Below are 20,525 nucleotides of genomic sequence, written 5' to 3'. Positions count from 1 at the left end.
AGAACCGCCGGAAAACCGGCGGCTCCTTATCACTTAAAAACCTTTTGAACCATGCAGCTTGCGGACCTTCTTCATCTGCTTGCGTGCAAGAGCTTTCTTTTTCCTGTTGAGGATGGTGGAGGGCTTTTCAAAGTACTCCCGCTTCTTCCATTCGCGGATGATGCCCTCTTTCTCAACCATGCGCTTAAAACGCTTGATCGACTTTTCAAGAGGTTCATTGTCGTCTACTTTTACGAATGCCATATAATTAATCACCCCCCTTCCCTATTACTGGGTTCGTTTTCACGGTCCATAGCATGCCCGAAACGGGGCCGCCGTGTCAAGCACTGTGCACAGCTGTCTTTAGATCCAGTACGGTCAACTGAAGACTCTCCTGGCTTCTGAAGTAATTTCTTCCCAGCCTGAAGGCAACATCCACCACTGAACCCGTATCGAAATCGGTACCTACACGATCCCCTGCCTTCCAGAAAAGAGCAGGCCATTTGTACTGACCGAAGGACAAGGTCAATTTCAGATGTTGGGCGCCCCCCCCCTTGTTGTTCAGATACTGGATGTCCTCAATCCTTGCACCCTCCATCAACATCACCAACGGAGCATTCTTCTCTCCATACGGTTCGAAAAACTCCACCACCTTGATGAGATCGGGAGTCATGAAAGCCTCGGGCAGCGTACAATCGATGACGAGCTCTTCCTCCAATTCCTCGGGCATGCAATCCATGGTATCAATCTCATCCATCACCCTGCGTTTGAACACTGCAAGCTTATCGATTTCCATGGAGAATCCACCTGCGCAGGCATGTCCTCCGAAGTCGAGGAACAAATCGCTGAAACGAGAAAGAAATTCACGGGAATTGAAATAATCAGGACTGCGCATGGATGCGGAGACACGCTCATCCCCTACCGTCGCCAACACCAAGGCCGGAGCGTTGAATTGCTTGAGCAACCGGCTGGCCATCACCCCGGTGATGCCACGCGACAGCGAAGCATCCTCAACCACCACCAGTTTGGAACCGGTGGCCTCAAAACTGTCCTTTGCCTTGGCAAGCAACCGGTCCCAGGCATCCTCACCCAGTTTCTGGCGTTCCTTGTTCAAACGCATCAATTCACCGGCAAGCTCTTCTGCGGTTCCCAGATCAGCGCTGAGCAGCATGTTGAGAGCGACCGATGGCTTCCCCATCCGCCCGGAGGCGTTGATGACCGGACTGATCTGCCAGGAAACGTCGCTGGTCGACAATTGCTTTCCCAACAGGTTCTGCATGGAAAACAGCGGAAGCAGGGACTGCCTTCTTCCCTCCCTAAGCACTTTCAGTCCCCGTCTGACCATGAGCCGATTCTCATCTTCCATCGGCATGAGGTCGGCTATCGTCCCAATGGCCACCAAATCCAGGATGGATTCATACTCTGCATCCAAAGCAGGATAGCGCTTCATACAATATGCAGTAAACAAGGTATAAAGCACCTGCAGCTCATCACGACCGAACGGTGAATACTTGATGGCCCGACTCAGATTGGCCAAGGTGAACAAGCCTCTACCTTTCACCACCGGCATCACCGCTTCCATCTCGGGGCGCATATCCATCAAGTGAATATCCACCTGCTTGCCGAAAGCCCGCCGCAACTGGGCTAGCTCGGTGGGAGCATCCAATACGAGAATCGGCAATCCCGCTGAGAGAAATGCCAATGCCTTACTTTGCGAAGGGGCGATCAAGCCGGGGTTGATCTCCTCGATTACGCGATCAATCACCAACAGATTTTCGATGCGCATCGCCTGAATGATAACCGTGTCATGCCCCGGCTGTGCGTGCAGGAGGATGCATTCTTCCCGATAGAATTCCGTTTTGCTGAACCGCAAGGCCCAAATAACCTTGGCTACCACGCCACACCCGGCAAGATGTTCGAACGGATACCCCGAACCGGGCATCTTCGGGTCGATGATGGCCAGGGCGGGAGGCAATGCCTCCCCACTGATGTGGTGGTCAAGTACGATGGTATCGATGCCCAGATTGTGGGCATGGGCAATTTCTGCGAAACTGGAGATGCCACAATCAACCGTGATGATCAACGTCACATCGTCTGCATGGGCCAGTTCCACCCCGCTGATCGTCATTCCGTACGGGTCATCCCCCTCGGGAAGCTGATAGCTTGCATCCAACCCCATACGACGCAGTTCCTCGACGAGCAGGGCGGTACTGGTGATGCCATCGACATCCCGATCACCGAAGACACGGACCTTCTCACCCTCCGACACGGCATCAGTAATCCGATCCACCACCTCTTCCATATCATCGAAGAGGAAGGGATTGTGCAGGTAGGTGAGTTCATTCTCCAAAAAGAATTTTACTTGGTCACTTGTGGTCTGTCCCCTCCGAACAAGGATGGATGAACACAACAAATCCAGGCCGTACTGTTCGTGTAGACGACGTATTTCCTGGGATGAAACGGAAGATTTTCTCCAAACCATATATTCACAACCTTTCTATAATTTTGCATATTTACGCTCCCTCCCCGCCTCTGAGGATGTCCCCTGCCAACGTTTTCAACGCTCCACCGGTAATGATCTGCGCATAGGAAAGCAGGTACTGCTTGATGCGGGCGGTCGCTGTAGGACTCAGAGGCACTTCCAAACTTTGGGCGAACGACATCGAGGAGGTCAGGCTCAAGTAGCGACGGGAACCGGGAAGCAGCAACAGCGAAGCATCCAAGGAGCCGCAATCGCTGCAGCAGGGTGCGTTCAACGCAGTTGAGAAAGACAATACTTCACGCTCCCCATACGGTCTCTCACACAACGGGCACCGCTCGTAATCCCCGCGAAGTCCCAGCAAATCGCTCAACTGATGGATGAATTGAATGATGATCCGATCCATCTTATCCGGATCGCTGACCAAAAAATCCAAGGCCTGGCTGAGCAACTGATATTCCTTGGCACTCTCCCCGCCATGAGTCTTGAGTATCAACTCACAAAACAGCAAAGCGCTGTACGTAAGATCAAGCTCAGAACGCAATTCATCATGAGTGGCGATGATCTGAACATCCTTGAGCGTATAATCCTTCTTCACCGGATTATAATACAGAAAGAACTGTCCGTCGGAAAATGCTTCAGCCTTAATGGACTTGAGGGATTTCCTCGCTCCGTAACTTACGACATCGATGATGCCGAAATCCACACTCAAGAGCTTCAACCGCCGGTTCAACTGACCGTACCGCTGACTGTGCAAGACAATAGCCAAAGACGATACGTTGCGCTCCATGGACCCTCCGAACCTAGAGTAGAGGGAAGAGGGCAAAAAATCAACTGGTTGGAAGTATGAACGGACTGTGCTATGCTGACGCCAATGAAACGAAGTGTCCTGGCCCTCATCATCCTCTGCCTGGTCAGCCGAATGTGGGCTGCAAGCAATATACCATCCCAAGCCTTGCAACCGTTCAACAGCGTAAAGGAATTGGGCAGCATCGATTTCTCCAAACCTTTGGCGGCAAACCAAGAAGCCTGGGTGGACCAGACCTCCATCAAATTGCTGACCATCGGTCCCGGGGATCCTTTGTATGCATGGTTCGGCCACAGCGCCCTGATCGTCACCCAACCTTCGGGGACCCAGATCATGTACGACTGGGGGATTTTCGATACCCAACAGAAATACTTCTACCTGAATTTCGCCAGAGGCCGGATGTATTATTACGTCCTGGCCAGTGAAGCCACATGGCGGATCGAGGAAGCCCTGTCGGAGATGCGGGATGTAAAGCTGCTGGAGCTCAATTTTCCCAAGGAAGCAAAATTCGCAATCATTTCGTTTTTGCAAAAGAACATAAAGAGTGAATACAGTACCTATCTCTATCATTTCTATCGGGATAATTGCGCAACTCGGATCAGGGACATCATCGATGCAGGTACAAACGGAGCATTCAAGGCATGGGCACAAGCGGAATCGACCGGATTGAGTTACCGGCAGTTGGACAGCAGCTACATGATTCACAGCCCCGCCCTCTTCTGGGTTCTGGATTTCCTCCAAGGCCGCACCATCGATGCCAAGCTAAACCGATACGAGGAGCTCTATCTTCCGGAGAAACTGGAACAGGCAGTCCTGGACTTCACCTATCCAGACGGATCCAAGCTTGCCCGGAACGTCCAGGTATTGCGTGATACTTCCCATTTGGGAATTCGCGCTGCAGTTGCACCAAGCACGGCACGCTACGATTGGCAATACTTTCTCGTCGGTCTGGGAATTGCGCTGCTGCTCTACCTTGCAGGGCGCTGGAACTGCCGTCTGAAAACAATCCTCTTGGGCTTGTTGTTCCTTACGCTGGGACTGTTGGGGAGCCTGTTGCTCTTCATGATGCTATGCTCCGACATGGATATGACCTATTTCAATGAGAACATCCTCTTCGTCAACCCATTGCTGCTCATCAGCGCGGTCGGCCTGCTTCGGGGCAAAACCCGGCATCCGCATCTGGTCTCGTTCAGTGCGGCGGTCATGATCATCCTGCTGGTTCTCAAAATCGGGGTACCGTCCCTGGCATTGCAGGACAATATCCGGGTAATCGCATTGCTGCTTCCCCTCTATCTCTCAGGGTCTTCCCTTCAACGCAGGGGCAATCGCGATCAGCTCTAGATCGGCAAACCCGAGACGTTCTGCCGCCCATCGCGCCGGAAAAGCCTGCTTTTGCTGATTGAAGTATTCACAAAGGGCATTGTATTGGTTGACTGGATTTTCCAACTCCTGTTCCACCGCATACATTGCATCGAAATAGGGGGCCAGGACCGGATACTGAGCAGTAGTGAATACTGCCTTCTGCAACACTTCCAATACACGGTCAAGCGCAATATAGCCGGCACTCAAGCGCGCCGGTTGAACATCCAATGCAGAAAGGGAGAGGGCATCTTTCAGTGTCGGGGAAACCTGATCCGGCTCAAGCTGCCCTACCAAGGTCTTGGCATAGGCGATGCGTTTTTCCACCAAAGCTTGCACCGTTTCATACTGAATCATCGCCTTTTGCTGATAGCTGGTGAGCCTGTTGACGTTGTTTCGGTCTATGGCAAACAGACCGAAGCAAATCATCAAGAAAATTGCCGCAATGCTGATGATGGCACTGCGGCGATTGGGAAACAACGGCTTCTTAGCGGACAATCTTCGTTCCTTTTCCTTCGTACAGAGCTCCATAGAGGTGGCTGGGGTCGGTGATCAACCCCTCATTGCCGGTGGAGCGGACGAAATCAACGATGGCCTGCACCTTTGGGAGCATGGAACCTGGGGCGAAATGCCCTTCAGCGATGTATTGTTCGGCTTCGGCGGTCGTGATGGTATCCAGAGTCTTCTGATCCGGCTTTCCGAAATTCAGGCATACCTTTTCCACCGCTGTTGAGATGACGAACAAATCAGCATTCAGTTGCTTGGCCATGAGCGCGGCAGCCAAATCCTTGTCGATGACCGCTTCACGACCGGAAAGTTGGCCGTCCTCGCCACGAACCACGGGAATGCCTCCACCGCCGCCGGCGATGACGATCACCTGGTTGTCCACCAGGGTCTTGATCGTCTCAAGTTCCACGATGGCTTTCGGTTTGGGACTGGCGACCACTCTCCGATATCCGCGACCGGCATCCTCGACGCAATTCCATCCATCGTGTTCCATATGGTAGGCTGCGTCCTCCTTGGTCATGAATGACCCGATCGGTTTGGTGGGTTTGCCGAATGAAGGATCATCGTCACTGACTTCCACCTGGGTGACTACGGTAGCCACATTGGGCTTCAGCCCAACTTTGGTGAATTCATTCTGGAGAGCCATCTGCAGTTGGTACCCGATGGCACCTTGGGTATCGGCCACACAGCTATCCAACGGCACGGTATGAAGAATGGAGCGGGAGAATTCAGCACGCAACAGAATGAATCCGACCTGCGGTCCATTCCCATGGGCGATTACCACCCGATGTCCAGCCTTGACCAACTTGGCGATGTGCTCAGCGGTCTTGCGGGCAGCTTCATATTGGGCTGCAACAGTGACATGTTTGGGATCCTCGATCAAAGAGTTTCCACCAATGGCAATGACGATCAACTTGCTATCCATATACAGGTTCCTTCCTTGTAGACAGAGACTCAGGTTCTCTTCCCTCATCATACCATGATTGCAACAAAATGCAACAGTTTTATCAGGGTTCAACAAGCACTTTTCCCAAAGCAACCAGTGTTTCATGCATCCATAGGACAGCTTCAATTTTTGACTCAATGAAAAGATTGACAAAGCAGCAGCTTGTGGTATCCTAGTGGTATACCACTGGAATACTTACAAAGGACACAGAATGACCAAGAATGATGTATTGGAAGACCTGCAACGCAAAATCCTCAATGAAGAACTGGTACCGGGATCATGGATTGTTGAACGGGACCTCAGTGCAGAATATGGCCTTTCCAGAACACCAATACGAGAAATCCTGAATAAGCTTGTCATCCTTGGACTCATTACCGTGCAAACCAACAGGGGGTACCAAGTCCGTCAGTTTTCCTTTGATGATCTGGTCGAGATTTTCCATGCACGCAGAGCCATAGAAAGCGCCTGCGCCCGATATGCCTGCTATGCAAAAAATCTGGATATCGACCAGAAAATCCAATCATTGCGTGAACAGCTCCTTGCGTTGGACATCAAAAAAGACGGGGGAAGCAAAGCCATCATGTTGGGCAACCAGGTCCATGCCCTGCTCATTGAACTTGCTGACAACCGATACTTGAAGGAATTCACCTACAAATTATCTTCTTTGATGAAATTGACCCGCAATTTGACCAAAAACCGGGCATCCATTGAGGAACAATCCAGACAAGATCACCTGCAGATACTCGATGCATTGGAAAGGCGCGATGCTGATGCATGTGAAAAACTTATGGACAAGCATCTGAGCGATACCTGCAAAGCACTCGCTGATACCTATGTTGCTTCACTGACGACGTATTATGACTGAGGTTTGTTTAGGCTAGGTTCTAGCCTATGTGATACAAAAGGAGGGCTTATGAGAAAGTTTCTGTTGGTTTTTGTGGTACTTGCTTTGGTGTTGCTTCCCCTAATGGCGCAGGCAACAGAAGAAACACAGCAAGGTAAGGAGTATGTGCTTCGTTTCGGTCATGTACTTACGCCGGAAGACACCTTCAACAAACAATATCTCGAATGGTCGAAAGCCGTTGCAGAGAGAACAGGAGGAAAGCTGAAGATTGAGGTGTACCCCAGTGGTCAACTCGGAGTGGAAGAGGACGTTCTGGAGCAGATCCGCCTTGGGTCGAATGTTGGTTGGCAAACCGACCCTGCCCGTCTGGGCAACTACGTAAAGGAATGGGGCATTCTCTATATGCCGTTCTTCCTTTCGGGAATCGATGACGTTGAGAAACTTCTGGACTCCAAGGTCGTCAAAGGCTGGATCGACAAACTTGAGAAAGAGTATCAGATCAAAGTCGTATCCTATGCCTGGGTGCAGGGCTTCCGCAATATTTTCACCAATAAACCGGGAAAAAGCCCAACCGAATTGCGAAACAGCCTGATTCGTACAGCAAACGCTCCTGCGTGGCTTGCGACGGTCAATTCACTCGGATGCAAAGCTGTGGCTTTGGCGTATGGGGATTTGTACAACGGCATCCAAACCAAGGTTGTTGATGGATGTGAGCTTCCCTATGCTGCCGCAAAGCAATTGAAAGTCTACGAAGTAGCCAAATACATTGTTGAGACCGAGCACATCTTCCAGCTCAACGTAATGGTGGTGAGTTCAGCTTGGTTCAATAAGCTCCCCGCCGATTACCAGAAGATTTTGGTCGAGGAATGTGACAAGGCAGGCTTGGTGGCCTCCAATATCCTCCTGAAGAATGCTGAAGCTGATCGCCAATTCATGATCGACAAAGGAATGACCTATATCCCGCACAGTGCGCTCGACATGAACGCATTTATTGCAAATGGGCAGAAGGCCTATGATTCGTTGGGTCTGGCTGATGCGAAAGCTGCAGTCTATGCAGAATTAGGGAAGTAATCGGGTTTGACCTCTCAGCCTGTATTGATTGCACCAATACAGGCTGATTGCTTGAATGAGGAAAATCATGAAACGTATTGCGAAAGCGTATGAAAAGTTTTGTTCGATTGAGCTTGCAGTGGGTGCCGTGCTGCTGCTCACAACGGTCGGAATGCTTACCCTGGCGGCAATTCTGAGAACCATCGGATTCCCCATCAACTGGGGTCTGGACCTTGCACTGCTCATGTTCACCTGGTCGGTCTACATCGGGGCTGATACGGCCTTGCGTGATGACAAAATGGTCAATGTGGATCTTTTTCAGCAATTTCTCGGTCCAAAAGCCAAAAGGATACTCCAACTTTGCATCTATTGCATTCTGTTGGTTTTTCTGGGATTGATGGTGTATTACGGCTTCAAATTGGCCTATACCTCCAGAAATCGAACCTTCCAAGGAATTCCGTTCCTCAGTTACACCTGGGCAACGTTGAGTATTCCCATCCCTTCGGTGTTCATGATGATCACCACCATTTTGAAAATACGGGCGCTGCTCAAACAGAAATAGGAATACTCAGGCTCCCCTATCCCAAAAAAATGAGGTAAATTATGATTTTGGTACTGGTTGTCTTTCTTCTGCTGTTGTTCTTCGGAATCCCGGTGGGATTCTCCCTTGGCATTTCCGGAGTGTTTTACTTTATTCAACACCCCGAGCTACCTTTGGCTACCATTGTACAACTCCCCATTTCCCAGACACAAAGCGTTACGTTGCTTGCGGTTCCCTTGTTCATTTTTGCGGGCAGCCTGATGAATAGTTCCGGGATTACCAATCGCCTGATCAAACTATCCATGCAATTGGCTGGACACATGCGCGGAGGAATGGCACAGGTAAGTGTTGTGCTCAGCACACTGATGGGGGGGTGCTCAGGTTCATCCAATGCGGATGCTGCAATGGAAGCAAGAATTCTGGGTCCGGAGATGCTCAACCAGAAGTATCCAAGAGGATATACGGCTGTGGTCATCGGATTTACCAGCTTGATTACTTCGACCATTCCCCCGGGAGTCGGCATGATCCTCTATGGTACCGTCGGCGAAGTGTCCATCGGACGATTGTTCACCGCAGGGATCATGAGCGGACTGATCATGATGACTGCATTCATGATTACGGTCGCCATCACTGCACGCATCAGGAATTTCCCCAAAGCAAGGGAAACCCGGGCTTCGCTGAAAGAAATCGCCACCTCACTGAAGGATACCATATGGGCCTTGATATTTCCGATTGTATTGATCGGAAGCCTCAGACTTGGATTATTCACCCCTTCTGAGGTCGGAGCCTTCGCATGTATTTATGCGTTGTTCGTAGGATTCTTCATCTATAAGGAAATGACCATCCAATCCCTTTTGGTTACGCTTAAGGAAGCGATCAGGGATATAGGGGCGATCATGTTCATGATTTCCATGAGTGCCATTTTTGCCTATGGCATACCGATGGATCAGATTCCCCAAAAGTTGACGACGCTCATCACCGGTTTTACCACCAGCCAATTCGTGGTCATGGCGATCATCTTTTTCTTGTATGTCATCTTCGGCATGTTCATGGATGGCTCGATCGTCATTCTGTTGCTCACCCCGATCCTGATGCCCATCATCCGTGTAGTCGGCATCGATCCTGTGTTGTTTGGGGTGGTCACCAGCATCATCGTGACGATGGGTATCCTTACCCCGCCGGTAGGCATCGCCATGTACATCGTCAACGGAATCCTGAATGTCCCGATGAGTGAATATCTGAAGGAAAGCATTCCATTCTTTATTGTCGTTATTCTCGTAGGGGCGGTGTTGCTGCTCATCCCCAATATCATCCTATTCCTTCCCAACCTACTCTATGGTGTCGCATAAGGAGGCAAATCCATGAAATACGCCCGACTCGGAAACACCGGTATTGATGTCTCCATGCTATCTATGGGAGGTCATGAATATCTGGCCAATCATAAATCAAGAGGTTTCAATGAAGACTTTGCAAAGGCCATCACCCCAGGATATATTTTCCCGGGGTTCGGCGGGGAACAAAGAAAAGAACTCATCAAAGCCTCCTATGATCTTGGAATCAATTTCTATGATGTCACCCACGATTCGGAGAAAGAAGCGTTGGGACGAAACTTCAGGGAGCTTCCTCCACCCTATCCGGTGTACATTCAGACTCGTCCGGAAGGGTTCGTCTATACCTATGACGAAAACAATAGGAAAATGGCTGATTTCCAAACCCTGCGTGCAGAAGCCATTCGCATCGTCCAACTCATGCAACGAGACTCGATTGATTTCTTTAATCTTGCTTTCATGAAATCGGCCTTGGAACATGATCCTGAGTACCTGCAGAAAATAGCCTTCAATGTTTCTCGGCTTAAAAAAGAAGGCCTTGTCCGATTTGCCTGTGCAGATACATTCAGCGGTGAGAGTACGTATCTTGCCCAGATAGCATCAGAAGCCTTTGACGTGGTCTACGTCAATTTCAATTTTGCTGATCACTGTGCTTCCACACGGGTCCTGGCTGAAGCAAATCGTCACGGACTTGGGGTCATTGCACGAGAGGCTTTCATGAAAGGAGCACTCTTTGAAATGGCCGCAGAAGCAGGGATTACCGACAAATCGCTCGTCTCTCATGCAGCGTTGAAATGGATTTATGCTCATCACGAAGTCTCAACCATTATCTACGGAACGGGAAAACCTTCCCACCTACAGGATGCTGCATCGGTACTGCAAGACGACAACTTGACCGAAGAAGAAGCCTCCATCATTGAACAGATTCGGAAAACGACATTGTTCAAAGCGTACGAGTCACAAAAAACACAAGAATTTCTCCAGTGAAATAGGATGAAGAAGGAGTAAATACAATGAGTTTTGAAGCAAAGGGAATTATTGCTGCTATGGTTACACCGTTGACGGAAAACTACCAGGTGCACGAAAAAAGTCTTCGAAAGTTGGTGAGGTACCTGATCGACGGAGGGGTGCATGGCTTGTTCGTGGTCGGGACTTCCGGTGAATTCTATGGATTTTCCAAGGAACAACGGAAAGAAGCATTTGAAATATGCATCGACGAGGCGGCAGGAAGAATTCCGATTTACGCTGGGGTGAACGGCATCACGACAAAAGAAGCGATCGAATACGCAACCCTTGCAGAGGAAGTCAAGGCTGATGCCATCAGCGTATTGACCCCCATGTTCATCAGCGTCACACAGAAGGAATTGTATCAGCATTATGCAGATATCGCTTCGTCGACCAGTCTGCCGGTGCTCTTGTACAACAATGTGGGAAAGACAAATGTAAACATCAGTGTGGATACCGCAGTGAAACTCTCAAAAATCAAGAACATCGTGGGTATCAAGGATTCGAGTGGAGACTTCACCCTCACCAGCGAATATATCCGCAATACCTATCAGAACGACAAACCGTTTTATGTATTGAGCGGACGGGATACGCTTATCCATGCATGCCTGTGTTATGGAGGGCATGGAGCCATTACCGCATGCGCCAACATCGCCCCTCGCCTGCTTGCCGATATCTATGACAAATATGTCCAAAATGATGTGCAGGGATCGCTTGAGGCACAATACAAGATTGCACCGGTCAGAATGGCATTCAATCTTGGATCCTACCCGACCATTCTCAAGGAAAGCCTTGAATTATTGGGCATTGATGCCGGCCCATGCTTCGCTCCGGTCGGACCGATGAGTCAGGAAAACAAGGAATTGCTCAAAAAAGCGTTGCTAGAGGCTGGAGTATTGTAATCAACGAGGAAGTACACGTATGAAAAAACTCTTATGCCCTTCCATTATGAATCTGGATGCAGAAGATCTCAAGGATCAAATTCTCCGCTTGGACGCTGCCGGTACGGATATCTTCCATCTGGATTTGATGGATGGAAGCTTTGTCCCCAATTTCGGCATGAGTTTGTCGGAGATGTCGTTGGTTCGAAGGAATACAGACAAACTCCTTGATGTCCACATGATGGTAAACAATCCTGTCCGATATGTGGATCGGATGGCAGATCTTGGTATTGATATCATCTATATTCATCCGGAAGCAGATTCGCAACCCGCTTTCACCTTGCAGAAAATCAAGGATCTGGGCAAAAAGGCGGGGATTGTCATCAATCCGGGCACCTCGCTTGAATCCATCAGAGCTTTGTATCCACTCATCGACTACTTGATGCTGATGACCGTCAACCCAGGGTTTTGCGGACAGCTCTTCCTGCCATGGATGGAAGGCAAGATAGACCAAGCCATCGAAGAACAGAAAGAATGGGGTTTCCCACTGGTAATCGATGGAGGAGTGAATGAGGAAGTCATGAAACGCCTGAGTGCCAAAGGGGTTGCGGGCTTTGTATTGGGAAGACTGATCCTCTTTGACCAAGCGGAAACAGACTATACGAAGCTCATGCACTGGATGCGAACGCTCTAAGTGCAGGGTCTGCTCAATCCATCAAATACCCGCCGTTTACATTGATGGTCTCCCCGGTGATAAATGAAGCCTCATCAGAGACGAGGAACAAGGCGGTGGAGGCCACTTCCTCCGGTTCACCCATCCTGCCCAAGGGGATGGAAGACACCACCTGCTTTCGCTTATCCTCAGTCCATTCGCTACCCATCTGAGTAACGATGGCATGCGGGGCGACAGCATTCACCCGAATATTATAGGGTGCAAGTTGACGGGCCAATGATTTGGTCAACGTTGTCAGGGCTCCCTTTGAGGTAGTATAGATTGGAGCCGCCTCATTATCGCCGCACTTTGCAGTTACCGATGAAATGTTGAGAATAACCCCGTTTTTATTTTTCACCAAATAGGGAAGGATAGCCTTACTACAATAAAAAGCTGCATTCAAATTGATATCAAGCACCTGATGCCACGCTTCGAGTGTCATCTCCAGCATAGGTTCACGGGAAAAACTTGCTGCGTTGTTAACCAATATATCTATGGTACCCCATTGTTCAATAATGGATTTGATAGCCTTCTCAACACTGACATAGCTGGTGATACGGGTTTGGATTGCTATCGCATCAAAGCCTCTCGAATGCATATCAGCAAGGATTTCCACAATGGGGCGGCGAGCCAAGAATGCAATGCGAGCACCTTCCGATGCAAAACGATAGGCAATTGCTTTTCCAATTCCTTTGTTTCCTCCCGTTATCACCACGGTTTTGCCCTTCAGCCTCATGTTATGCCTCCCATTCCTCCAGATATACCAAATCCGGGGCGGTTTCACAAGCAAACCATCTTTTTCCTAGGTATTTGACCCCTCTCACCCTTTTCGATACACTTGCGCCAAGTGAGGACACCATGGATAAACAAACAACGAATGTGGACGTAAAGGAAATGTTCCTTTTCGCGCTCTATATCACCGGCATGATTTTGGTCAACACCGTAGGAAGCAAGATCATCAGCTTGGTTGGTGTCAGAGTTTCGGTCGGCATTTTCTTCATGCCCGTACTCTTTTTGGTTACCGATATCGTCGGAGAAGTGAAAGGCGATTATCATGCCAATCTCTTTGTACGCTTGTCAGTCATCATGTTGATCATCCTCTTCGTCGTGACTGCCATCTTCGTCCAGGTGAAACCGTTTCCCAGCTGGGGCCTGCAGGAGCAGTACAAGCAGATTTTTGGTATGAGCATGCGTATGAGCTTCGCCTCGCTGATCAGCTTCGCCATTAGTCAGAGTGTGGATATCTCGATCTTCATGAAATTCAAGAAAATCAACCAAGGCAGGAAGTTGTGGCTGAGAAACAACCTCAGTACGATGACCAGTCAGTTCATTGATACTGTGATCTTCATGTTCATCGCCTTTTATCACAGCACCCCGATGTTCACCGCTTCCTTTGTGTTCAGCCTGATCATTCCCTATTGGCTGTTCAAGGTGGTTTTCGCCCTGCTCGATACCCCTTTCTGCTATCTTGGAGTCCGTTGGCTTTCCAAAGAGAAATAGCCACTTTCCTTTGGGAAGAAGTTTGATTACCTTTAGTTCGGACATGTACTCTACATGTCCGAATGTATTTGCTATATGGAGGCGCTATGTCAGAACAGGAACTGATGCCGATCGAGCAACTGCTTCCCAATAATTTGTTTATACTCCCGGTTACCGGAAACCCTGTGTTCCCCGGGCTGTTTACTCCTTTGATGATAACCGACAACCAGGATGTCGAAATCGTCAATCAGGCCATCAAACACGGTGGCTTTCTTGGTTTGCTTTTGGTCAAGGAAGAAACCGATTCCGAGGAATACTCTGCGGAAAATCTCTTTTCCGTTGGAACTGTTGCCAAGATTGTCAAGAAAATCAAACTCCCTGACGGGGGTATCAGCATCTTCATCTCCACGTTGAAGCGGTTTGAGACCAAACAATATTATCCCAGCGGCCCGTATCTGGTCGCAGAAGTGGAATATCTTGAGGACATCGAGGATGAGCAGGAGGAATTGCGCGCATGGACCAGGCTCCTGCTTTCCGAAATGAAGCTGCTCACCAAGAACAACCAGCTCTTCAGTGAGGAGATGCGCCTGAACATGGTCAACATCGACCATCCGGGCAAGCTGGCTGATTTCATCGCCAGTATTTTGAATGTGGAACGGAAACAGCAACAGGACATCCTGGAAACGCTGGTAGTCCGTAAGCGCATCGAAAAAGTACTGGTCTTCATCAAAAACGAGCAAAACATCGCCCAAGTACAGGCGAAGATCCAGGCTCGGGTGAACCAGAAAATCGAGAAGAACCAGCGCGAGTATTTCCTGCGCGAAGAATTGAAGTCGATTCAACAGGAACTGGGCTTGACCACCAACCCGAAAGTGGAGTTGATCAACCGCTTGAAGAACAAGTTCAAAAACCTCCCGTTGACTGCTGAAGCACAGGAAACCGTCGATCGGGAAATGAGCAGGCTTGAGGCCATGGATCCGTCAAGTCCCGAATACTCGATCAGCCGGACCTATTTGGAGATCATCAGTGATCTGCCTTGGAAGGAGCCGAAACCCGAGAACTTCAGTATCGAAAGCGCCCGAAAGATCCTTGAACATGATCATTACGGGATGAAGGATGTGAAGGACCGCATTCTTGAATTCCTTGCCGTTCGAAAGAAGAAGCAGGATACAAAAGGTTCCATCATCTGTCTGGTAGGCCCTCCGGGAGTCGGGAAAACCAGCGTCGGGGTATCGATTGCACGTGCCCTGAAGAAACAGTACTTCCGTTTCTCCGTAGGCGGCATGAATGATGAAAGCGAGATCAAGGGCCATCGGAGAACCTACATCGGGGCAATGCCCGGCAAGATCGTCCAAGGACTGAGGATTACCAAGGTCAAGAACCCGGTCTTCCTGATCGATGAGATTGACAAGATGGGTGTATCCTATCAAGGCGATCCGGCAAGTGCGTTACTGGAAGTCCTTGATCCTGAACAGAATACGTCGTTCCGGGATACCTATCTGGACATTCCCTTCGATGTAAGCGAGGTGCTGTTCATCTGTACGGCGAATACGCTTGAGACCATTCCGCGTCCCTTGCTCGACCGTATGGAGATCATCCAGCTCAGCGGGTATACCAGTGACGAGAAACTGGCCATCGGAAAGAAATACCTGGTCCCCAAGTCCTTGGAGAAGCATGGGTTGAGCAAATCGGAAATCAAGTACACCCCCGCCATTCTCCGCAAGATCGCCGATGAGTACGCCCGGGAAGCAGGTGTGCGAAACTTCGAGAAATCACTGCACAAGATCAACCGCAAGGTTGCGCTGCTTTTGACCGAAGATCCTTCCACCAAGGTTCCTGTCACCATCGATGAGAAGCTGTTGCATGAGATGCTCGGAGATCCCATCTTCGTCGAGGATGAGATCCTGAAGGCCGACCGGCCCGGTATGGCCATCGGTCTGGCATGGACCAGCATGGGTGGCGACACACTGATCATCGAAGCCCAGAATACCCCCGGCAAGGGAGAAATCAAATTGACGGGACAGCTTGGTGAGGTCATGCAGGAATCGGTAAGTATCGCATACACCTGGGTCAAAGCCCATGCAAAGGAACATAAGATCGATCCAAGTTGGTTTGACAACAACGCGGTGCATCTGCATGTTCCCGAAGGGGCGACACCCAAGGACGGTCCATCGGCAGGCATCACCATGACTGTTGCGCTCTATTCCTTGGTTACCGGACAGACCATCGCTCCCAACCTCGCAATGACCGGAGAGCTTACGCTCAAAGGCAAGGTGATGCCCATCGGAGGATTGAAGGAGAAGGTCCTTGCCGCCAGAAGGAACAAGATCAAGACCATCCTGATCCCGCAGTACAACAAGCGTGACTTGGATAAGCTGGAGGACTCGGTGAAGGAGGGAATTACCTTCCATCTGGTCGGGCAGATTGAACAAGTGCTCGGGTATGCGTTCCCCGACGATGATAAGCGCGAGGTTATGGCTCCGATCAAGGTTGAGGCCAATCAAAGCAACATCAACGAGATCGCATCCATCAGTGCATCTGTCGCCCAGGCGGTTCGGGAGGCTCTCCGTGAGCATTGAGTTGCTCAGTCCGGCTGGAAATCTTGAAAAGCTGCGTCTTGCCTTCTCCTATGGGGCTGACGCAGCGTATATGGGCTTGTCCGACTTCTCGCTGCGCAAGAATGCCAAGAACTTCACCCAAGCGGATTGGCAGGAAGTGGCACAGCTCAAGCAAGCTACCGGGAAACGTCTGTATTGCACAATGAACATGCTCTTCGACGAGCACTCGCTTGCCCGTCTAAAAGAACAGCTTCCCATAATCAAGACCTGGCCCTTCGATGCCTTCATCATCAGCGACCTGGGCTTGGTACCGATTCTTCAGGATGCATTCGGGGATTCGGTGGAGCTCCATTTGTCCACCCAAGCCAGTTGCACGAATTCCAGCAGTGCCTCGATGTACCGGAAACTGGGCTTCAGCCGAGTGATCCTGGGCCGCGAGACACCTCTGGAGGACATTCGGCGCATCAAGGATGCAAATCCGGGATTGGAGCTTGAGGTGTTCGTCCATGGAGCCATGTGCATGGCCTACTCAGGCCGTTGCCTGCTTTCAAGCCATCTGGCCGGACGCAGTGCCAACCAAGGGGATTGCAGCCATACCTGCCGTTGGAATTATCAGCTTATGGGAAGCGAAGCCTTGCAATCGGTGCTCGCCAGCGGAGGACTGGCCCTGCAAGAGGAACAGCGCACAGGAGTGTACTACCCCATCGCAGAACAGGATGGCTATACAACCATTCTCTCTTCCAAGGATCTGTGCATGATCGATCATCTTGCAGAGCTGAAAGAGAGCGGGGTTGATTCCCTGAAGATTGAAGGCCGCATGAAGAGCAGCTATTATGTTGCGGTGGTCACCCGTGCGTATCGCAAAGCCCTTGATGCGGATCCCGATTGGCTTTCCTACCGGGAGGACCTGTTCAACATCAGCCACCGGGAATATTCCACCGGTTTCTTCTTCGGGCATGGGAACATCGATCCGGTTATGGGGGAATCGATCGACAAGAGTACCTCACAAGGCTATATCCGCGAGTACCTGTTCTGTGGATTCATCGGCAAACCAGTCGCTGAAAACACGTATGCCTTGGATCTGAAAAACCAAGTGAGGACAGGAATGCGTTTGGAATATATCGGTTCTGATGAGGTAAAGATCGAGGATGAGCACTTCGTCCTGCTGAATGAACAATTTGAGCCGATCGAACAAGCCGACCATGGCAAGGTTCAGTTTCTGAAAACTGACAAGGACATCGCCGAAGGCTATATCATTCGGCGGGAAACCATGGTTAAATAACATATGCGCAGTCTTCTTCTGGTACTTGCAACCACGTTTCTGGTTGCCCAAAGCGTATGTGCAACTCCTCTGATGGATGACTTTTCCTTTCTTGGGGAATCACCTGAGTTTGTCGCCTTTGTCGATGCGGTACGGAGTACAGGGGATGCCGTGAAAGCAGAGCAACTCCGTCAGACGATGCGCAAGACCGAATCCGGTGACATTGCGGATGCAGTACTGCAAATACGCAGTGCCACCATGCTCGCCCGCCTCTATACCGAACTGATCCCGAAGAATCTGGAACGTGCCCGTTCATTGCTTACAGAAGCAGAGGTTCTGCTGCCTTTGGTGAAAGATCAGCAATTCTTTTCGCTCATTCTGTCTGCAGAAATTGATTCCATCTGGTACTTGGTCAATCCCAAGAATCTGGGGAAGGGAATCAACAGCAACGCTGCGTTATCCAGAGCATACCGTCAATTCCCCCTCCAGGTTTCCGCAATCCTGATGAAAGCCAACAGTATGCTCTACGCCCCAGCCTTCGCAGGACGGGATTTGGACGGCGCCCAGTCGTTGTTGCTGTCTCTTCTCGAACAAAGCCAGCAATTGAACACGTGGGACAAAGCCAATCTTTATTCGAGCCTTGGTTATTTGAGCATGAAACGAAAGCAATGGCAAACTGCCCAAGGGTACCTGCTTGCAGCCAAGGTACTGTACGGATTCGATCCCAATCTGGACACGTATCTCAAAACCGTTGAGGAACATCTATGAATCTTGTGCTTTCCTGCATTATATTCGGTATTGGATTATGGTCGTTCTGGTTGTTTGCCAGCAACCGGACCTACCTTTCCAAACTCGCTGAGCATAATGAAACTCACGACCAAAGCACCTTGGTCACCATCGCCGTACCTGCACGCAATGAAGAGGCAATGATAGAACGCTGTGTCCGTTCCTTGATGCAGCAATCCTACGCAAATCTTGAAATCCTTGTGCTTGATGACAATTCCACCGACCACACTGCAACCATCGTACGGAACCTGCAGAAAGAGGATGCTCGGATCCGCCTGATCACCGGCAAAAGCCTGCAACCAGGTTGGGGCGGCAAAATATACGCCATGCAGCAACTCTTTGAGGCGAGTAACGGGAAGTTCGTCTTGTTTACCGACGCGGATACCGTGCATGAACCTTCCTCGGTTTCCTATGGATTGGGAATCCTGGAGAAAACCCAAGCTTCGATGCTCAGCGGATACCCCAGACAACAGGCAAAAACACTCGGTATTGAAATGCTGGTGAGCGCCATGCTCTTCAATCCTACCCTCTTTGTCCCGTTTCGATTCCAGGAACGTTGGCAGTTTCCCATATTCGCCATGGCCATCGGCCAATATCTTCTCGTCAAGCGGGAGGCGCTGGAAGCGTTCGGTGGATTCATTTCCCTGAAGACCGAGATCTGTGACGACGTAGGGCTTGCCCGTCTTTGTGCAAGAAATGGGTTCAAACAGGTTTTCGCTCCGCTGAAGGACCATGTCTCCTGCGAGATGTTCTCTTCTTTCGGCCAAGCATGGCATGGCCTTGAACGATCGATCAATGGGGTGGTGAAACAGGGTTTGATCGGGTTTGTCCTAATACTGGCAATCGTTGGAGTGCTTCTGCTTTTATCCTCTTCCCCGATCATCGCCGTGGTGTATGCCGTCTTTCTTACCCTGGGAAATGCACACAGTTATTCACTTCCCTTTCTCTTCACTCTCCTGGGAAGCGTGTTGTTGTTCTCTTCCTGGGCACGTGCCGCCTCCTATTTCGGATTCTCCAAGAAATGCGGACGGTTGGGCTTGGTAACCATACTTTTGGTGGTGGCGATGTATCTCCATGGTTACCATATTCGCAAAAGTGGAAGGGGTTTTGCATGGAAAGGCCGGATTCTCTCGTAAAAACCTTGCATTTACAGCGTTAATTACAGGTTTTTCCCTTGCATAGGCGTAAAACCGTGATAGAATTAAGTAACCTAGACACATGGAGGATTCAATGACTATTCACGAGCAGATCGTCATGCAGTATGAGGCCTATTTGGCAGAGAACCAGAAGTTCACTGAAAAAGGCGTAAAGGTTTCGGCCGCTCGGGCCCGCAAGGCACTGGCAGAGATCGCCAAACTTTGTAAGGAACGCAGAAAGGAAATTCAGGAGGAGAAGGGAGAATAGCCGCTCCTTTCCTTCATTTCTGGCGTCCTGTGAAGGACGCCCTTCTTTTATGCACAACAAAACTTCTCTTCCAAACATGCTGTCATTGCTGAGAATATTTTTCAGCTTGTCTTTGTTGGCTGTATCCTCCCACAAAGGATGGTTTCTTGCCTTCTATTTCAGTGCCGTAACCAGTGATGTACTGGACGGGATGCTGGCACGTCGTTGGCACTGTACATCCATGCTGGGCAGCATGCTCGACAGTCTCGGCGATGCCGTCCTCTTTTTGGTGCTTACCATCCTTACCCTACCAAAACTTCTATCGATTCCATTCGGAATACCCATCGTTGCATCGGTTGTGGTGCTTCGGTGCATTGTGTTGCTGCTGACCCGTCGCAAAACCCACCATTGGATGAGCATCCATACTATTGCAAACAAATGCACCGGCATTTGCATACTGCTGTGTTTTCCCCTGGTCATGCTTGGATTTGGATCCGGTGTTTTTCTCTATGGATGCTGCATCCTGTCTCTGCTCGCTTCATCCGAGGAACTCTTGATCCTCGGGAAATATGACGTCTATGATCCTGATAGACGTTCGTATTTCTTTGCTTAACATAAA

21 protein-coding genes are annotated in these 20,525 nt (G+C 50.1%); 15 read left to right on the top strand and 6 right to left on the bottom strand.

Annotated features, from left to right (window positions below; genetic code table 11):
- Positions 1 to 33: 33 nt before the first annotated feature.
- The 3 genes from rpsU to recO all read right to left on the bottom strand — a co-directional run bounded on the left by rpsU (position 34) and on the right by recO (position 3,248).
- Entirely contained in the window at positions 34 to 243 is a 210-nt protein-coding gene (gene rpsU / locus AB7C91_RS05990) for a 30S ribosomal protein S21 (RefSeq protein ID WP_244771131.1), read from the bottom strand.
- A gap of 76 nt (positions 244 to 319) precedes the next feature.
- The gene (gene recJ / locus AB7C91_RS05985) at positions 320 to 2,461 is read right to left on the bottom strand and encodes a single-stranded-DNA-specific exonuclease RecJ (protein WP_332447850.1); all 2,142 of its coding nucleotides are present in this window, start codon (positions 2,459 to 2,461) and stop codon (positions 320 to 322) included.
- 31 nt (positions 2,462 to 2,492) lie between these two features.
- Positions 2,493 to 3,248 carry a DNA repair protein RecO gene (recO, locus tag AB7C91_RS05980; protein WP_332447851.1) on the bottom strand — a complete coding sequence of 252 codons (756 nt, stop codon included), beginning with the start codon at positions 3,246 to 3,248 and terminating at the stop codon, positions 2,493 to 2,495.
- Between the two features lie 84 nt (positions 3,249 to 3,332).
- Here recO and AB7C91_RS05975 point away from each other — a divergent pair, with 84 nt between their 5' ends.
- On the top strand, positions 3,333 to 4,607 hold the full coding sequence (locus tag AB7C91_RS05975) for a DUF4105 domain-containing protein (protein ID WP_332447852.1): 1,275 nt from the start codon (positions 3,333 to 3,335) through the stop codon (positions 4,605 to 4,607).
- Here the strand turns inward: AB7C91_RS05975 and AB7C91_RS05970 are convergent.
- Together AB7C91_RS05970 and arcC are read right to left on the bottom strand one after the other, a co-directional pair.
- Positions 4,563 to 5,123, bottom strand: a complete 561-nt coding sequence (locus AB7C91_RS05970) for a hypothetical protein (RefSeq protein ID WP_428589881.1) — start codon at positions 5,121 to 5,123, stop codon at positions 4,563 to 4,565. The two genes, AB7C91_RS05975 and AB7C91_RS05970, sit on opposite strands and share 45 nt — an antisense overlap.
- Positions 5,113 to 6,057: a carbamate kinase gene (arcC, locus tag AB7C91_RS05965; RefSeq protein WP_428589878.1), complete on the bottom strand. Its 945-nt coding sequence runs from the start codon at positions 6,055 to 6,057 to the stop codon at positions 5,113 to 5,115. Before arcC ends, AB7C91_RS05970 begins: the two co-directional genes overlap by 11 nt.
- A 232-nt stretch (positions 6,058 to 6,289) precedes the next feature.
- Between arcC and AB7C91_RS05960 the strand changes: the two genes are divergently transcribed.
- The 7 genes from AB7C91_RS05960 (at position 6,290) to AB7C91_RS05930 (ending at position 12,421) form a co-directional block, all read left to right on the top strand.
- The gene (locus AB7C91_RS05960) at positions 6,290 to 6,943 is read left to right on the top strand and encodes a GntR family transcriptional regulator (protein ID WP_428589875.1); all 654 of its coding nucleotides are present in this window, start codon (positions 6,290 to 6,292) and stop codon (positions 6,941 to 6,943) included.
- Positions 6,944 to 6,991: 48 nt separating this feature from the next.
- Entirely contained in the window at positions 6,992 to 7,993 is a 1,002-nt protein-coding gene (locus tag AB7C91_RS05955) for a C4-dicarboxylate TRAP transporter substrate-binding protein (RefSeq protein ID WP_332447856.1), read from the top strand.
- A 67-nt stretch (positions 7,994 to 8,060) separates the two neighbouring features.
- On the top strand, positions 8,061 to 8,534 hold the full coding sequence (locus AB7C91_RS05950; RefSeq protein WP_428589872.1) for a TRAP transporter small permease: 474 nt from the start codon (positions 8,061 to 8,063) through the stop codon (positions 8,532 to 8,534).
- Between the two features lie 41 nt (positions 8,535 to 8,575).
- Positions 8,576 to 9,862 (top strand): TRAP transporter large permease, encoded by a 1,287-nt coding sequence (locus tag AB7C91_RS05945; RefSeq protein WP_332447858.1) that lies wholly within the window; start codon positions 8,576 to 8,578, stop codon positions 9,860 to 9,862.
- A gap of 12 nt (positions 9,863 to 9,874) precedes the next feature.
- Positions 9,875 to 10,828: an aldo/keto reductase gene (locus AB7C91_RS05940; protein WP_332447859.1), complete on the top strand. Its 954-nt coding sequence runs from the start codon at positions 9,875 to 9,877 to the stop codon at positions 10,826 to 10,828.
- Positions 10,829 to 10,854: 26 nt separating this feature from the next.
- Entirely contained in the window at positions 10,855 to 11,748 is an 894-nt protein-coding gene (dapA, locus tag AB7C91_RS05935) for a 4-hydroxy-tetrahydrodipicolinate synthase (protein ID WP_428589869.1), read from the top strand.
- Positions 11,749 to 11,767: 19 nt separating this feature from the next.
- Complete coding sequence (locus AB7C91_RS05930) at positions 11,768 to 12,421, top strand: ribulose-phosphate 3-epimerase (RefSeq protein ID WP_332447861.1); 654 nt, start codon at positions 11,768 to 11,770, stop codon at positions 12,419 to 12,421.
- A 13-nt stretch (positions 12,422 to 12,434) separates the two neighbouring features.
- Here the strand turns inward: AB7C91_RS05930 and AB7C91_RS05925 are convergent, their stop codons facing one another.
- Positions 12,435 to 13,175 (bottom strand): SDR family NAD(P)-dependent oxidoreductase, encoded by a 741-nt coding sequence (locus tag AB7C91_RS05925; protein WP_428589866.1) that lies wholly within the window; start codon positions 13,173 to 13,175, stop codon positions 12,435 to 12,437.
- 122 nt (positions 13,176 to 13,297) lie between these two features.
- Here AB7C91_RS05925 and AB7C91_RS05920 point away from each other — a divergent pair, with 122 nt between their 5' ends.
- The 7 genes from AB7C91_RS05920 to AB7C91_RS05890 all read left to right on the top strand — a co-directional run bounded on the left by AB7C91_RS05920 (position 13,298) and on the right by AB7C91_RS05890 (position 20,519).
- Positions 13,298 to 13,939 (top strand): queuosine precursor transporter, encoded by a 642-nt coding sequence (locus AB7C91_RS05920; RefSeq protein ID WP_332447863.1) that lies wholly within the window; start codon positions 13,298 to 13,300, stop codon positions 13,937 to 13,939.
- A gap of 86 nt (positions 13,940 to 14,025) precedes the next feature.
- Positions 14,026 to 16,497, top strand: coding sequence for an endopeptidase La (lon, locus tag AB7C91_RS05915; protein WP_332447864.1), 2,472 nt, complete (start codon positions 14,026 to 14,028; stop codon positions 16,495 to 16,497).
- Positions 16,487 to 17,758 carry a peptidase U32 family protein gene (locus AB7C91_RS05910; protein ID WP_428589861.1) on the top strand — a complete coding sequence of 424 codons (1,272 nt, stop codon included), beginning with the start codon at positions 16,487 to 16,489 and terminating at the stop codon, positions 17,756 to 17,758. The genes lon and AB7C91_RS05910 overlap by 11 nt, the downstream gene beginning before the upstream one ends.
- Before the next feature lie 3 nt (positions 17,759 to 17,761).
- The gene (locus AB7C91_RS05905; RefSeq protein ID WP_428589858.1) at positions 17,762 to 18,505 is read left to right on the top strand and encodes a hypothetical protein; all 744 of its coding nucleotides are present in this window, start codon (positions 17,762 to 17,764) and stop codon (positions 18,503 to 18,505) included.
- Positions 18,502 to 19,659 (top strand): glycosyltransferase, encoded by a 1,158-nt coding sequence (locus AB7C91_RS05900; RefSeq protein WP_428589855.1) that lies wholly within the window; start codon positions 18,502 to 18,504, stop codon positions 19,657 to 19,659. Before AB7C91_RS05905 ends, AB7C91_RS05900 begins: the two co-directional genes overlap by 4 nt.
- Before the next feature lie 94 nt (positions 19,660 to 19,753).
- A complete protein-coding gene (locus AB7C91_RS05895) occupies positions 19,754 to 19,927 on the top strand; it encodes a hypothetical protein (protein ID WP_332447868.1) in 174 nt (57 codons plus the stop codon).
- A 76-nt stretch (positions 19,928 to 20,003) separates the two neighbouring features.
- Positions 20,004 to 20,519 (top strand): CDP-alcohol phosphatidyltransferase family protein, encoded by a 516-nt coding sequence (locus AB7C91_RS05890; RefSeq protein ID WP_428589850.1) that lies wholly within the window; start codon positions 20,004 to 20,006, stop codon positions 20,517 to 20,519.
- Positions 20,520 to 20,525: the final 6 nt, after the last annotated feature.

It is taken from the genome of Sphaerochaeta sp. (genome assembly GCF_050256055.1).
GTDB lineage: Bacteria > Spirochaetota > Spirochaetia > Sphaerochaetales > Sphaerochaetaceae > Sphaerochaeta.
Note: the sequence above shows the minus strand (reverse complement) of the source record. Positions and strands in the feature narration are given on the sequence as shown.